15 protein-coding genes and 1 pseudogene are annotated in these 13013 nt (G+C 66.1%); 4 read left to right on the top strand and 12 right to left on the bottom strand.

Annotated features, from left to right (window positions below; all coding sequences use genetic code 11):
• The 6 genes from WAN02_RS09625 to WAN02_RS09600 form a co-directional block, all read right to left on the bottom strand.
• Nucleotides 1-688, bottom strand: a 688-nt coding sequence (locus WAN02_RS09625) for a DNA ligase LigA-related protein (RefSeq protein ID WP_422263923.1), incomplete at its 3' end; no start/stop codon positions are given.
• A gap of 56 nt (nt 689-744) precedes the next feature.
• Nucleotides 745-1458 (bottom strand): peptide-methionine (S)-S-oxide reductase MsrA, encoded by a 714-nt coding sequence (gene msrA, locus WAN02_RS09620; RefSeq protein WP_422263922.1) that lies wholly within the window; start codon nt 1456-1458, stop codon nt 745-747.
• Between the two features lie 108 nt (nt 1459-1566).
• Nucleotides 1567-1896 carry an ArsR/SmtB family transcription factor gene (locus WAN02_RS09615; protein WP_422263921.1) on the bottom strand — a complete coding sequence of 110 codons (330 nt, stop codon included), beginning with the start codon at nt 1894-1896 and terminating at the stop codon, nt 1567-1569.
• Nucleotides 1893-2387, bottom strand: a complete 495-nt coding sequence (locus WAN02_RS09610; protein ID WP_422263920.1) for an SRPBCC family protein — start codon at nt 2385-2387, stop codon at nt 1893-1895. The genes WAN02_RS09615 and WAN02_RS09610 overlap by 4 nt, the downstream gene beginning before the upstream one ends.
• 83 nt (nt 2388-2470) lie before the next feature.
• On the bottom strand, nt 2471-3016 hold the full coding sequence (locus WAN02_RS09605) for a nuclear transport factor 2 family protein (RefSeq protein ID WP_422263919.1): 546 nt from the start codon (nt 3014-3016) through the stop codon (nt 2471-2473).
• Nucleotides 3017-3068: 52 nt separating this feature from the next.
• Nucleotides 3069-4082 (bottom strand): methionine synthase, encoded by a 1014-nt coding sequence (locus tag WAN02_RS09600; protein WP_422263918.1) that lies wholly within the window; start codon nt 4080-4082, stop codon nt 3069-3071.
• Between the two features lie 92 nt (nt 4083-4174).
• Here WAN02_RS09600 and WAN02_RS09595 point away from each other — a divergent pair, with 92 nt between their 5' ends.
• Complete coding sequence (locus WAN02_RS09595; protein WP_422263917.1) at nt 4175-4798, top strand: sensor domain-containing protein; 624 nt, start codon at nt 4175-4177, stop codon at nt 4796-4798.
• A 16-nt stretch (nt 4799-4814) separates the two neighbouring features.
• On the opposite strand, the gene mnmA is transcribed toward WAN02_RS09595, so the two are convergent.
• The 4 genes from mnmA to WAN02_RS09575 are packed head-to-tail and all read right to left on the bottom strand — an operon-like array spanning nt 4815 to nt 8834.
• Nucleotides 4815-5888, bottom strand: coding sequence for a tRNA 2-thiouridine(34) synthase MnmA (mnmA, locus tag WAN02_RS09590; RefSeq protein ID WP_422263916.1), 1074 nt, complete (start codon nt 5886-5888; stop codon nt 4815-4817).
• Nucleotides 5885-7066 carry a cysteine desulfurase family protein gene (locus tag WAN02_RS09585; protein WP_422263915.1) on the bottom strand — a complete coding sequence of 394 codons (1182 nt, stop codon included), beginning with the start codon at nt 7064-7066 and terminating at the stop codon, nt 5885-5887. The genes mnmA and WAN02_RS09585 overlap by 4 nt, the downstream gene beginning before the upstream one ends.
• Nucleotides 7067-7098: 32 nt before the next feature.
• Nucleotides 7099-7995 carry a lysophospholipid acyltransferase family protein gene (locus WAN02_RS09580; protein WP_422263914.1) on the bottom strand — a complete coding sequence of 299 codons (897 nt, stop codon included), beginning with the start codon at nt 7993-7995 and terminating at the stop codon, nt 7099-7101.
• Nucleotides 7995-8834 (bottom strand): GNAT family N-acetyltransferase, encoded by an 840-nt coding sequence (locus WAN02_RS09575; RefSeq protein WP_422263913.1) that lies wholly within the window; start codon nt 8832-8834, stop codon nt 7995-7997. Before WAN02_RS09575 ends, WAN02_RS09580 begins: the two co-directional genes overlap by 1 nt.
• Nucleotides 8835-8960: 126 nt before the next feature.
• Between WAN02_RS09575 and WAN02_RS09570 the strand changes: the two genes are divergently transcribed.
• The gene (locus WAN02_RS09570) at nt 8961-10742 is read left to right on the top strand and encodes a flavin-containing monooxygenase (protein ID WP_422263912.1); all 1782 of its coding nucleotides are present in this window, start codon (nt 8961-8963) and stop codon (nt 10740-10742) included.
• Here WAN02_RS09570 and WAN02_RS09565 read toward each other — a convergent pair.
• Entirely contained in the window at nt 10735-11130 is a 396-nt protein-coding gene (locus WAN02_RS09565) for a PPOX class F420-dependent oxidoreductase (protein ID WP_422263911.1), read from the bottom strand. The genes WAN02_RS09570 and WAN02_RS09565 overlap by 8 nt on opposite strands.
• Nucleotides 11131-11209: 79 nt before the next feature.
• On the opposite strand from WAN02_RS09565, the gene WAN02_RS09560 reads away from it, so the two are divergent.
• Complete coding sequence (locus WAN02_RS09560) at nt 11210-11593, top strand: SRPBCC family protein (protein WP_422263910.1); 384 nt, start codon at nt 11210-11212, stop codon at nt 11591-11593.
• Between the two features lie 7 nt (nt 11594-11600).
• Here the strand turns inward: WAN02_RS09560 and WAN02_RS09555 are convergent, their stop codons facing one another.
• Nucleotides 11601-12101 (bottom strand): DUF427 domain-containing protein, encoded by a 501-nt coding sequence (locus WAN02_RS09555; protein ID WP_422263909.1) that lies wholly within the window; start codon nt 12099-12101, stop codon nt 11601-11603.
• Between the two features lie 103 nt (nt 12102-12204).
• On the opposite strand from WAN02_RS09555, the pseudogene WAN02_RS09550 reads away from it, so the two are divergent.
• Nucleotides 12205-13013: pseudogene (locus WAN02_RS09550) on the top strand (glycogen debranching enzyme); the annotation flags it as partial.

The following is a 13013-nucleotide window of genomic DNA, read 5'->3' as shown; positions in this document are numbered from 1 at the left end:
CGGCGGGGTCCTTCTGCCGCAACGACCCCGCGGCGCTGTTGCGCGGGTTGGCGAACGGCGTCTTGCCGTCTTCGACGAGCGCGGCGTTGAGCGTCTCGAAATCGGCGAGCCGAAAGAACACCTCGCCGCGCACCTCGAGGACGTCGGGAACCGGATGGTCGGCGGTGGGGGTCAGCCGCTCGGGCACGTCGTCGATGGTGCGCGCGTTGAGCGTCACGTCTTCCCCGGTGCGCCCGTCACCACGGGTCGCCGCACGGACCAACCGGCCATTGCGGTACACCAAAGCCAATGCGACACCGTCGATCTTGAGTTCGCAGAGAAAGGGAACATCCGCACCGACGTCGGCGCGAACGCGGCCCGCCCACAGCTCGAACTCCTCAGCGCTGAACACGTTGTCCAGCGACAGCATGCGCTCCAGGTGGTCGGCCGAGGTGAAATCGGTGGCGAAGCCCGCGCCGCCGACCAGCTGCGTCGGCGAGTCGGGTGTGCGCAGCTCGGGATACTCGTCCTCGAGCGCGGCAAGACGGCGCAGCAACGTGTCGAAGTCCGCATCGGAAATGATCGGCGCATCGCGCACGTAGTACCGGAACTGGTGCTCTCGCACCTCGTCGGCAAGTTCACGCCAACCACGACGGACATCGGGCCCAATGGGATCGGCCTCGGGCGGATCAGCCTCTGCTGAGCTCACCCTCGCAGGCTATCGGAGCACGCCGACAGCTCGGTCCGCGCAGCCCCGCGGGCAGGCTAGCCGCGATAGAGGTCCGGGAACGTCGACTGCAGCTCGCCCAGCTTGGGCAGGTCGTTGGCGACGATGTACGGGTTATTCGGGTGCAAGTCGAAGAAATCCTGGTGGTAGGCCTCGGCCGGGAAAAACGGAGCTTGCCCCGCCACGGCAGTGACGATCGGCGCGGGGAACGAGCCCGCCGCGTTCAGCTGGGCGATGTAGGCATTCGCGATCTTTTGCTGGGTGTCGTCCTGAGCGAAGATCACCGAACGATACGAAGGGCCCACGTCGGGTCCCTGACGGTCGAGTTCGGTCGGATCTTGCACGACGGCGAAAAAGATCTGCAGCAGCTTGCCGTAGCTCACCTGGGACGGGTCGTAGGTGATGCGCACCGTCTCGGCGTGCCCGGTGGTCTCGGTGGTGACGGCGTCGTAGTTAGCCGTCGCGGCATCTCCGCCGGCGTATCCGGATTGAGCGGACTGCACGCCTTTGACGTGCTGGTAGACGCCCTGCACGCCCCAGAAGCAGCCACCTGCCAGGACCGCGGTTTCAGTCTTGGGTCGCCCTGTCGCCGGTTCGTCGAGGGTGGGCGCTGGAATCGCGCTCGCCGCCGTCCCGCTCGCAGCCGGCATTACCGGGTGGACGACGAGGAAAGCCGCCGCGGCCAATCCGATCACTGCCAGCCATGACGTCAGGACCACTCGTTGACGCCCTGTTCCGGTTTTGCGATTCATATGCGTGCTGTCCTCTCCCAGAAACCGCCAGGGTATAGCAGTTATGTAAAGGGCGTCGCGGTCGAATTGTCGGCCGTATTTGAAACACGTTGCCCGACAACCAGAAGTTCAGTCCTCGACGTAGGCACGCAACCGGTCGATCGCGGCGTCCCAGCGGCGGGAGAGCTGGTTGAGATAGTCGCCCGCATCGGTCAGCGGTCGAGTCTGCAACGCCCAGATACGTTCGCGACCACGTCGGCTGCTGATCACCAGCCCGGCAGACTCCAGCAGCTCCAGGTGTTTCGTCGCCGCCTGGCGGGTAACCGAAACTGCCTGAGTGACCTGAGAAGTCGAACTCGGCCCGCCGTCGCACAGCCGGACCACAATGCGCAGCCGGTTGTGGTCGCCTAGTGCGCTGAAAAGGGGCCATACCGGCGCCGCCGCGGGCGTCGCGGTCACACCCGCTCCCCCAGGCTGAGGTACTTGCGCACGAGTTCGGTCTGCTTGGCCCACCCTCCGCTGTTGGCTTTGAACGCGTCGGCGCGGCGAGCCTCGGGGATGGCGTCGAATCCGGACTCGACGATCCTGAGCAGCACACCGTCGGCCGTTTCCGACAGGGTGAACTCGACCAGCGTGGTCGGCTCACTGCCGTAGTCGACGCCTCCGTCGACGGCGAAGGGGTGCCAGCGGTAGGCGAATCGCCGGGGCGGCTCCACCGCGACAATCTGCCAGGTCGCCTCGGCCCCGGCATGCGGTCGCTGCATCTCCGCGACCTCCTCGTCGACCGTGGTTCCGACGATCGTCGCGTTCACTGACGTGCTGGCGACGAACGGGCCATCGATGCGGACACCAAACCATTGGCCGAATTCGTGCGAGTCGCTGATCGCCTGCCAGACCCGGTCCAGCGGGGCATGTAGCAGCACCTGCTTCTCGATGCGATCGGTATTCATATGCAACCTCCTGGTTGCCCATTAGCAAATCATACCCAGCAGCTACATGCAACCCCCTGGTTGCACTTTCCGGAAGTCGGTCCTCAGCTCTGCCCTGACGGCCTCAGCAACGAGAAGAATTCATGGGAGGGATCATTCGAACCGGGGCGGCCCTGTGGTGTGTCCCGCGTCATGGGATGGCTGAAGTCCACAGCGGACGGATCGTTGACATGCGCCCAGTCGGTGACAATGCATCGCGTGGTGAATTTCCAGGTGCCGTTGCGCTTTTCGTATTTGTCGAGATAGCGCCCGCCCACCACGACCTCGGTTTCGCCACCTTTCGTGGCGAACGAGTGTGTCGCAATGCTGTAAATCTCGCCTTCGGCGATGTCGCCGCTGATGGCGAAGTTCGTTGTGGTGATGTGGTGTTGCATCGACCGGATATAGGGCCGAGTCTCGGCAAGCGTGCGCAGAAAAGTATCCACAGAGCCCGATGAGAAGGATCCGTGGCTGTCTTCGGCGTCTGGGTGATAGAGACTGCGGAGAGTGTCCAGGTCGCCCCTATCTACCGCACGGGAGTAACCGTGTACAAGCTTTCGTAGCGCATATTCATCGAGCATCTCTTGTACGTCGGCTGAGGCGATGGACATCGTGCAACGCTAGCGGCAGGTCTTGCCCAGAGGCACGGATTGGTTGCCGTACTCAGATGGCGTCGGGATCTTCGGCGAAGGCCTCGGCCGTCCGCCGGGCCAAGCCGATCGCGGCACGGGCCCATTCCGGGGTCGCAGCGGCCAATCCGCACGCCGGGGTGACGCCGATGCGATCGCGCAGCGCCGAACGCCCGAAGCCGAGCCGGTCGATGATGGCCACGACGCTCGCGGCGACCTCCTCCACCGCGGGCGGGCGCAGCGGCGCGCTCGACGACACGACGCCCAGCATGACGACACGCCCCGATTCGACGAACTCGGCCAAGGCGTCCAAATCGCCGGCTTCCAGCGTGCCGGCGTCCACCGATACCGCACTAATACTGCTGTCCTGCAACACTTTCCATGGGATCGCCGCGCCACAGCTATGCACCGACACCTCCGCGCCCGCCGCGGCCACACAGGTGTCGAGCAGGGTGGTGGCCAGGCTCTCCTCCAGAGCCGCCACCGGGCTCAGCGAGGTCACACCGGTCAGCCGGCCGGCGACCGCCGCGGGCAGTGACGGCTCATCGAACTGCACCACCACCGGGGTATCGAGTCGGCGCGCCACCGAGGCCCGATGCGCGCCAACCCCTTCGGCCAGTGAGGCAGCAATGTCGTTGAGGGCGCCGATGTCGGTGATCGCCCGATGCCCATTGGACAGTTCCAACTGTGCGGCCAGCGTGATCGGCCCCGGCGCTTGAACTTTGACGGGCCGGCCGCTCCCCCTCAAACCCGCGGTCTCCCAAGCCTCTTCCAGCGCATCGATGTCCTCGTCGAGCAGGCTGGCCGCCCGCCGCGCCACCGCGCCGGCCCGGGCCACCACCCGATAGCCACGAGGCACCGTGTCAATGGCCACGTCGATCAGCAATGCACCGGTCCGGCCGATGATGTCGGCGCCCACTCCGCGGGCGGGCAACTCGACAAGGTGAGCCATCGCGGCGCTCAGCTCGCCGACGACAATCTCGGCGGCCGGTCGCGCGGCAGTACCGGGCCACGATCCAGTGCCGGTAGCGGTTGCGAAAACGCTCACCGGACAACCGTATTCGATCGGGTCCCCGGCACACCGGGCGAGGGGGTCGGACCCGCCATTAGGCTGGCGACCAGGGAAAGAGGCTGACAATGATGGCGCGACGGCTGATGCTGTGTGCCGCGGCCCTGTTGGCGGCGGGATGCACCCACATCGTGGGTGGCACTGCTGTGCCCGGATACGGTGCGGCACCGAACCTTTCCGGCGTCGACGTCAACCGCGTGCTGCTCGAGCAGTCCCGCATGCAGGCGATAACCGGCGGCGGCGAGCACCTCACCATCATCCCGTCGATGGACGGCGACTCCCCGGTCGACATCGACGCGCTCGCCCCGAGCGCGCCACCAGAGTGCCGCTTCGTCTTCGCCGACAGCGCGACCTTCGGGCCCGACATCGAAACGTTCCACAAAACCACCTTTCAGGATCCGCCGCACGGCGGTCTGATCTCGGAAGGCGCCGCCGCCTACCGCGACGCCGATACCGCCCGTCACGCATTCACCGCGCTGGTGAGAACCGTTGGCCACTGCGCGGACAGCTCTGCCGGTTCGAGGTTCGTCGGTACCTGGACATCCGACGAACAGTCGCTCCAGACCCGTCCCGGCGACTGCGGGCGCGATTACCTGCTCAAGTCCGTGGTGCTGATCGAGGTCACCTTCTGCGGATTCCCGGACTCGGTGTCCACGATCGTGATCACCAATATCGCCGCCAACGTGCCGGGCTGACGCCGGCGCCGCCGCGTTACGACGATTCGGTGATGGTGGCGCTGCCGAGCACTTCGTCGCCGTCGGGGTCGGGGCGGTACATCACCAGCGTCTGCCCCGGCGCCACGCCGCTCAGCGGTGCGCGCAGTCGCACCGCCAGCTCATCGCCCGCCAACTCCGCTACCGCGTCGACGGCCTCGCCGTGCGCGCGGACCTGGACCGCGCATTCGACGGGTCCGGTTGGTGTGGTGCCCGCGGTGAAAACCGGCTGATGACCGGTCAGCTGCCAGATCTCCAGGTCGGCCGCCGAGCCGACCCGGACGGTGCCGCTGTCGGCGTCGATTGCGGTGACGTAGCGCGGCCGGCCGTCCGGGCCCGGGCCGGCGATACCCAGACCCTTCCGCTGGCCGATGGTGAATTGGTGCACGCCGTCGTGGGTGGCCAGCACCGACCCGCTTTGGTCGATCACCGAGCCGCGCCGCACCCCGATGCGCTCGCCCAGGAAGGCCCGGGTATCACCTGATGGAATGAAGCAGATGTCGTGGCTGTCCGGCTTGTCCGCGACCGCCAGTCCCCGCCGGGCCGCCTCGTCGCGGATCTGCGACTTGGGGGTGTCCCCGATCGGGAACGCGGCGTGGCGCAGCTGATCGGACGTCAGGACTGCGAGCACGTAGGACTGGTCCTTGTCGGTATCGACGGCCCGACGCAACTGGCCGCCGGACAGCCGGGCGTAGTGGCCGGTGGCCACCGCGTCGAACCCCAGCGCCAGCGCGCGGGCCGCCAGCGCGGAGAACTTGATTCGCTCGTTGCACCGCACGCAAGGATTGGGGGTTTCGCCGCGCGCGTAGGACGACACGAAATCGTCGATCACGTCTTCTTTGAATCTGTCAGCGAAATCCCAGACATAGAACGGGATTCCGAGCACATCAGCGACCCGCCGAGCATCCCCGGCGTCCTCTTTGGAACAGCACCCCCGCGAACCGGTGCGTAAGGTGCCCGGGGCCTGCGACAAGGCCAGGTGCACGCCGACCACGTCGTGCCCGGCGTCGACCATTCGGGCGGCGGCGACCGACGAGTCGACACCACCGCTCATTGCGGCGAGCACCCTCATCGCGAAATTCCCGCGGTGGCAAGGGCGGCTTGCCGGGCGCGGGCCACGGCGCCGGGCATTACCTGCAGCGCGGCGTCGACATCCGACTCGACGCTGGTGTGGCCCAACGACAATCGAAGTGACCCTCTGGCGCTGGCCGGGTCGGCGCCCATCGCGATCAACACGTGCGAGGGCTGCGCGACTCCCGCGGTGCAGGCCGATCCGGTCGAACACTCGATCCCGTTGGCGTCCAACAACATCAGCAATGCGTCGCCTTCGCATCCTTCGAAGGTGAAGTGCGCGTTGCCGGGTAGCCGACGCGCGCCGGTGGCGCCGTTGAGGCGGGTGTCTTCGACCCCGGCCAGCACACCGTCGATGAGCCGGTCGCGCAGCAGTCGCAGCCGCGTGCTGTTGACCTCCAGGCTGTCCACGGCAAGCTGCATCGCCGTTGCCATGCCGACCGCACCTGCGACATCGGGTGTGCCGGAACGGATATCGCGTTCCTGGCCACCGCCGTGTGACAATGGCGTGCAGCCGACGTCGCGGCGAAGCAGCAGCGCACCCGCACCGGGGGGGCCGCCGAACTTGTGGGCGGCCACACTCATCGCCGACAACTGGCTGGCCGCGAAACCGATCGGCAACTGGCCCACCGCCTGAACCGCGTCGCTGTGCATCGGCACATCGAATTCGGCCGCGATGGCGGCGAGTTCGGCGATCGGCATGATCGTGCCGACCTCGTTGTTGGCCCACATCACCGAGACCAGCGCCACGTCGTCGTGGTGTTCCAGAGCCTCGCGCAGCGCGGCAGCCGACACCGAACCGTCGGCAGCCGTGGGCAACCAGGTCACCTCCGCGCCCTCGTGTTCGGCCAGCCAGTTCACCGCGTCCAGCACGGCGTGGTGTTCGACTTCGGTGGTGATGATGCGGCGGTGGCTGGACTCGGCGTCAGTGCGCGCCCAGTAGATGCCTTTGACGGCCAGGTTGTCGCTCTCGGTGCCGCCGGCTGTGAAGAGCACCTCGGACGGACGGGCACCGAGCTTGGCGGCGATCAGCTCGCGGGATTCCTCCATCCGACGCCGGGCGACCCGGCCGGTGGCGTGCAGCGAGGAGGCATTACCGACGGTGCTCAGGACGGCCGTCATCGCCTCGATAGCAGCGGGGTGCATCGGGGAGGTGGCAGCGTGATCCAGGTAGACCATGACCTGCCCAGGATAGCCACGCCCAACGGGGGTCAGGACGCCAGCACGGACGGCCGCTGCCCGTGATCTGGGCGTGGCGCCGATGTGACGCGGATCGCGGCCTGACAGCGACGGGCCAGCTCCCGGCGATCGTCACCTGGAAGCTGCAGCGACTCGACGTAAATCCGAGCCACCGTGCGGCGGGCGACCATCAGCCGGCCGATCGACGCCAGCAGCGTGTCGTCGCCGATGTAGGCCGGCACGGTCGAGATACTGCCGTCCCGGTGGTGGTAGCGCAGTCGCAGCGGCTGCACCGGCCGACCGGTGTCGACGGCGGCCTGGAACATGGCCGGGTAGAACGGCCCCGAGCCCTGGTGGGACCGTCCAGGCATGCCGCACCAGGTGGTGCCCTCGGGGAACGCCACCACCGTGTGGCCTGCATACAGCCGGGCGGCGACGGTGGCCACCACCTCGGGCAGCTGACGCAGCTTGGCGCGTTCGATCGGAATGACCTTGACGATGCGCGCCATCATCTTCACCGCGCTGGTGGCGGCCACGTCGGCGCGGGCGACGAACGACAGCGGCGAGGCCCGCCAGCGGCTGGACGGCAGCGCCGCCCCGATCGTCAGGATGTCCAGCCAGGACATGTGATCGCTGACCACCAACACCCCGGGCAGATTGCGGATCGGCCCGCCGGACACGTTGATCTTGACGCCGAGGCACCAGAGCAGCAGCCGGCAGTAGATTTGCCTCGACTTCGACCAGCCCGGAATCACCCCCGCCAGCAGCGGCAACGCGGGCGCCAACAGCGCCAGCAAGGTAATCCGCCGTGTGACCCGCAGCGCCACGATCATCCGCCGCGTTGCCTTGTAGCCGCCGGCTTGTATGCAGTCCGTATCGCAGGTCGCCCGGGGCAGCCAGGCGTGGTCGCGGGGCACCGGAGCGGCCATCAAGCCACCCGACCCGCTGCTTCGGTGGCCGCCGATACCGACCGGAGTCGCCGCAGGTAGCGGGTGTCGGCCTGGCGTTTGTCCAGCAGCGCGGGAAAGTCACCCACACCGAAGTCGGCGTCGTGGGCCGGCTCACCGCAGATCCGCGCCCCCAACCGCAGGTAGCCCCGCATCAGCGGCGGTATCACCGGCCGCGACGGCGGCTCGATCTCGTCGAGTGAGCGCCCGTCGATGACCACCGGGCGGTGCGGATACACCCGATAGTCGTCGGGAGCCGCGTGGCGCTTGGACACGAAGTCGCGCACACCGCGAATCTGGGAGCCCGGCGGCCCGCCGTCCCCGGCCACCGGCACCGATACGCAACCGGTGACGTAGTCGTAGTCGCAGTGGTCGAGGTAGGCCAGGATGCCAGCCCACATCAGAAGTACGACAGCGCCGTTGCGGTGCTCGTCGTGCACCACCGCACGGCCCATCTCGACTAGTGACGGCCGCAGCGAATCCAGTCCTTGAATGTCGAATTCCGTTGCCGTGTAAAGTCCTTCAGCCGCGATCGCGCCGGTCGGGGAAAGCATGCGGTAGCAACCCACCAGCTCACCGGTGTTGTCCTCGCGCACCAGAAGGTGGTCACAGTGCTCGTCGAAGCGATCGACGTCCAACCCGTCGCCCCGACCGGTCAGCGCGAAACCCGGCTCGCTGCTGAAGACGTCATAGCGCAGCCGTTGTGCTGATTCGATTTGTGCGGGATCAGTGGACAACAACAACGAATAGCGCGGCTCGGCCGACGGACGTGTCCCCGGAGCCGGCTTTTCAGCGGCAATGAGGACCGATTCAGTGCTCATGTGCGCCACTGTTGCGCTATTGATCAGCTAATTGGCATCGCATCCGTAACGTGTCCGTGGACGGTAGATGACGAAGGACTGCTTTTCGGCGTTGCCTGGGTCACAAAATTGGTCCAGTATTCAGCCGTGACGTCTAGCAGCAGCGCAGATACCTTCGATCCCGATGCGCTGCGCAGGAAGTATGCCGAGGAACGCCAGCGCCGTTTGCGCTCCGACGGCATCTCACAATATGTCGAAATAACCGGCGCATTCCGCAAGTTCGGCGATGATCCGTGGGCCGACCCGGACTTCAGCCGCGACCCCATCACCGATTCCGTCGACGTTGCAGTCGTCGGCGCCGGCTTCGGCGGCCTGCTGATCGGCGCGCGGTGCAAGCAGCTCGGTGTCGAGAATGTGCGACTGATCGACAAGGCCGCCGATGTCGGCGGTACCTGGTACTGGAATCGCTACCCCGGAATCGCCTGCGACGTCGAGTCCTATGTCTATATGCCGTTGCTCGAAGAGCTCGGCTACATCCCGACGGAGAAGTACGCCAAGGGCCCCGAAATCTGGGCGCACTGCCGTCGTATCGCCGAGCACTTCGACTTGTACCGCGACGCCTGCCTGCAGACCGAAGTGCAGGAAATCCGTTGGGAACAAAGCAGTTCCCGGTGGGTGATCTCCACCGACCGCGGCGACGAGATTCGGGCCCGGTTCGTAACGATGGCCAACGGTTACCTGCAGAAGCCGAAACTACCTGGCATAGCCGGGATTACCGACTTCGGCGGCCACACCTTTCACACCAGCCGCTGGGATTACGAATACACCGGTGACGACCTGCGCGGCCTGTCCGACAAGCGGGTCGGGATCGTCGGCACCGGCGCAACGGCCATTCAGTGTGTGCCGCGACTCGCCGAGTCGGTCGGTGAACTGTTCGTCTTTCAGCGCACCCCGTCGACGGTTGACGTGCGTGCCAACCGGCCGACAGAAGCGGATTGGGCCGCATCGCTGGAGCCCGGTTGGCAACAGCGTCGGATGGAGAACTTCCAAATCCTCACTGCCGGAGGCGCATCCGATGAAGACCTGGTTGACGATGCGTGGACCAGCCTGACCAAGAAAATGCCCATCGTCAACGAAGGTGGGCCGAACGCCGCCGAGATGGCCGACTTCGCCAAGATGGAAGAGATCCGGGCGCGCGTCGAAGCCATCGTCACCGACCCGGCCACCGCCGAGTCGCTCAAACCGTGGTACGGGTACTACTGCAAGCGGCCGTGCTTTCACGACGAATACCTGCAGGCGTTCAACCGCGACAACGTCACGCTGGTCGACACCCAAGGCCTCGGCGTTGAGCAGATCACCGACCACGGCGTCGTCGTGAACGGTGTCGAATACCCGCTGGACTGCTTGATTTTCGCCACCGGCTTCGAAGTCGGCACCAGCTACGCACAGCGCACCGGCTTCGAAATCATCGGCCGCGACGGGCTGACCCTCACCGACAAGTGGGCCGACGGCGTCCGCACCCTGCACGGCTTGCACGTCAACGGTTTTCCGAACTGCTTCATCGAGAGCATCGCGCAGTCCGGTTTCACGGTGAACTTCCCCTACCTGATCGACACCCAATCGCGTCACATCGCGTGGGTGATCGCATGGGCGCTGCAGCACGACGCCGCTGAAGTAGAGGCCACCGCGGATGCTGAAGCCGCCTGGGTCGATACTGTCGTCGAGCGTTCCAGCGTCATCGCCGGGCGGCGGGAATCGTGTACTCCCGGCTACTACAACCGCGAAGGCCAGGCGAGTGCACGACTCAACCGGGATAGCTTCTTCTTCGGCAGCCCAACCGAATACGCGGACATCCTGGATGCGTGGCGTTCCGGGGCCACTCTCGAGGGGTTCGACATTCGACAGTCGACATCCGGCCGGGTCAGCTAGACACCGCGATCCGCAGAATCAGACGCGGTTTCGGCCCGCGCACCAGCAGGCGCTCGATGAAAGTCACGACGATGAACTCCAGGCCGTACTTGCGGCGGATCACGCCGGCCAGCCGCTGAACCGTGGCCGGCTCGGTAATCACTTCGGCGATCCCATCCACCGGCTCAGCGCCAGCACGGACCTTCCCACCACGGCTGCATGGCACCAGTACCACTCGGGGGTTGTTCTTGGCTCGCTTCGCCTTCCAGCTGTCCGCCGGTGTCCAAACGAAGAGGTGATCGCCGTCGCGGCCGATCCACATCGGCGCCGCGACCGGGGTGCCGTCCTTCTTGAAGGTCGTCAGTGACACGAATTTCTCTGCGCCCAGTGCCGACAAGGCGTCTGTCATCACGCTCCTAGATCACGCTGGGCCGAGAAAGTCAGCTGCTGACCGATTCGGATTCTGCAGGCAAGGGTATGGCATTGCCATGATGCTTGCCGTCGATCGACTGATCGCCGCGCCGTCGTCGGCGGCGTGGAACGTTCTGGTCGATCTCGATGCGTGGCCGCAGTGGGGCCCGACGGTCAGCGCAGCCCGGCTTGATTCGCCGCACACCGAGCTGTCGCTGGGCGCGACCGGCGTGGTGCGTACGTCGTTGGGGTTCGACGTCCCGTTCGTCGTCACCGAGTTCGAACCCGGCCGGCATTGGGCGTGGAAGGTGGCGGGCATCCCGGCCACCTCTCACCGGGTCCAGCCGGTCGGCCGCAGCACACGAGTCAGCATCGGCGTCCCGTGGTGGGCTACCGGTTATCTGGCGGTGTGCTCGATCGCCTTACGCCGGATCGATGCGATGTTGAGCAACGCGACGTAGCGCCGGTTCACCAACCCATGGATCCTGGAATTCCCTTGAAAGGACCCACAATCCAGCTGGTTATCCAGCCGCCGTAGAAGCCACCCGGCTGCGGAATCACCTGCTCGCCGTTGACCGTGCAGCGGTCCACTGCCGCAGCCATCACCGCGATCGCACCCGCAATCGGGGCGAAATCGGGACTGGGTTGGCGGTAGGTCCACGCCGAATGCGGCGCGATCCGCTTCTCGGTCACCAAGTCGTAATAGGTTGCCTGGCCTTTCCATTCACACCAGGAACTGCCGTCGGCGCGTCGGAGAACCCCATCGGCGAAGGAAGTGCCGGGCAGATAGTAGGTCGGCGGGTGGCTGGTCTCCAGCACCCGCCACCCGCGATCGGTCGACGCCACAGTGCGGCCACCCAACTCGACGGTGATCGAGCCGGTGAACTCCTCGAGTCGCGGCGGACGCGGATAGTCCCACACCGACTCTTGCCCGGCACCGGGCGTATCGGGCGTCGGCCAAGGTTCCACAGCGCCATTGTGCCCCGGTTCACACAATGTGTGACACGCTGTCCGGCGGGTATCCCCCACCGTCGGGCCGTACCCACGCGGCCCTCTGGCGAAAGAGGACGCTGTGCCGGAAGCCGTCGAGTCGGTCGAACCCCCGCGGGCGGCGGCTATCGAGCAGTGGCCGGGCAAGGCCTATCCGCTCGGCGCCAGCTACGACGGGTCAGGCACCAACTTTGCGCTGTTCAGCGAGGTTGCCGCGAAGGTGGAGCTGTGCCTCTTCGACGCTGACGGCGCCGAATCCAGGGTGACTCTCAACGAGGTGGACGGCTTCGTCTGGCACGGCTTCCTGCCCGCTGTCCAACCGGGCCAGCGCTACGGCTACCGAGTTCACGGACCCTACGACCCGTCCGCCGGGCACCGGTGCAACCCGAACAAGCTGCTGATCGATCCGTATGCCAAGGCGATCGACGGCAACTTCGAGTGGCATCAGGCGCTGTTCAGCTACAACTTCGGCGACCCCGACAGCCGCAACGACGACGACTCCGCGCCCCGCATGCCCAAGTCGGTGGTGATCAATCCGTACTACGACTGGGGCAACGACCGTCCGCCCGGTCACGAATACGCCGACACCGTCGTCTACGAGGCACACGTCAAGGGACTGACCCAGCTGCACCCGGACATTCCCGAGCGAATGCGCGGCACCTATGCCGGCATCGCCCACCCGGTGATCATCGAGCATCTGAAAGAACTGGGCGTCACCGCGATCGAGCTGATGCCGGTGCATCACTTCGCGAATGACTCCACGCTGGTGGACAAGGGGCTGTCAAACTACTGGGGCTACAACACAGTTGGCTTCTTCTCCGCCGACTTCAAGTACACCTCCAGCACCACTCCCGGCGGTCAGGTCCAAGAGTTCAAGACTATGGTCCGCGC

The organism is Mycobacterium sp. (assembly GCF_049281135.1).
In the GTDB taxonomy this organism is placed as follows: Bacteria; Actinomycetota; Actinomycetes; order Mycobacteriales; family Mycobacteriaceae; genus Mycobacterium.
The sequence above is the reverse complement of the archived record's forward strand: the minus strand, read 5'-3'. Positions and strand labels throughout refer to the sequence as shown.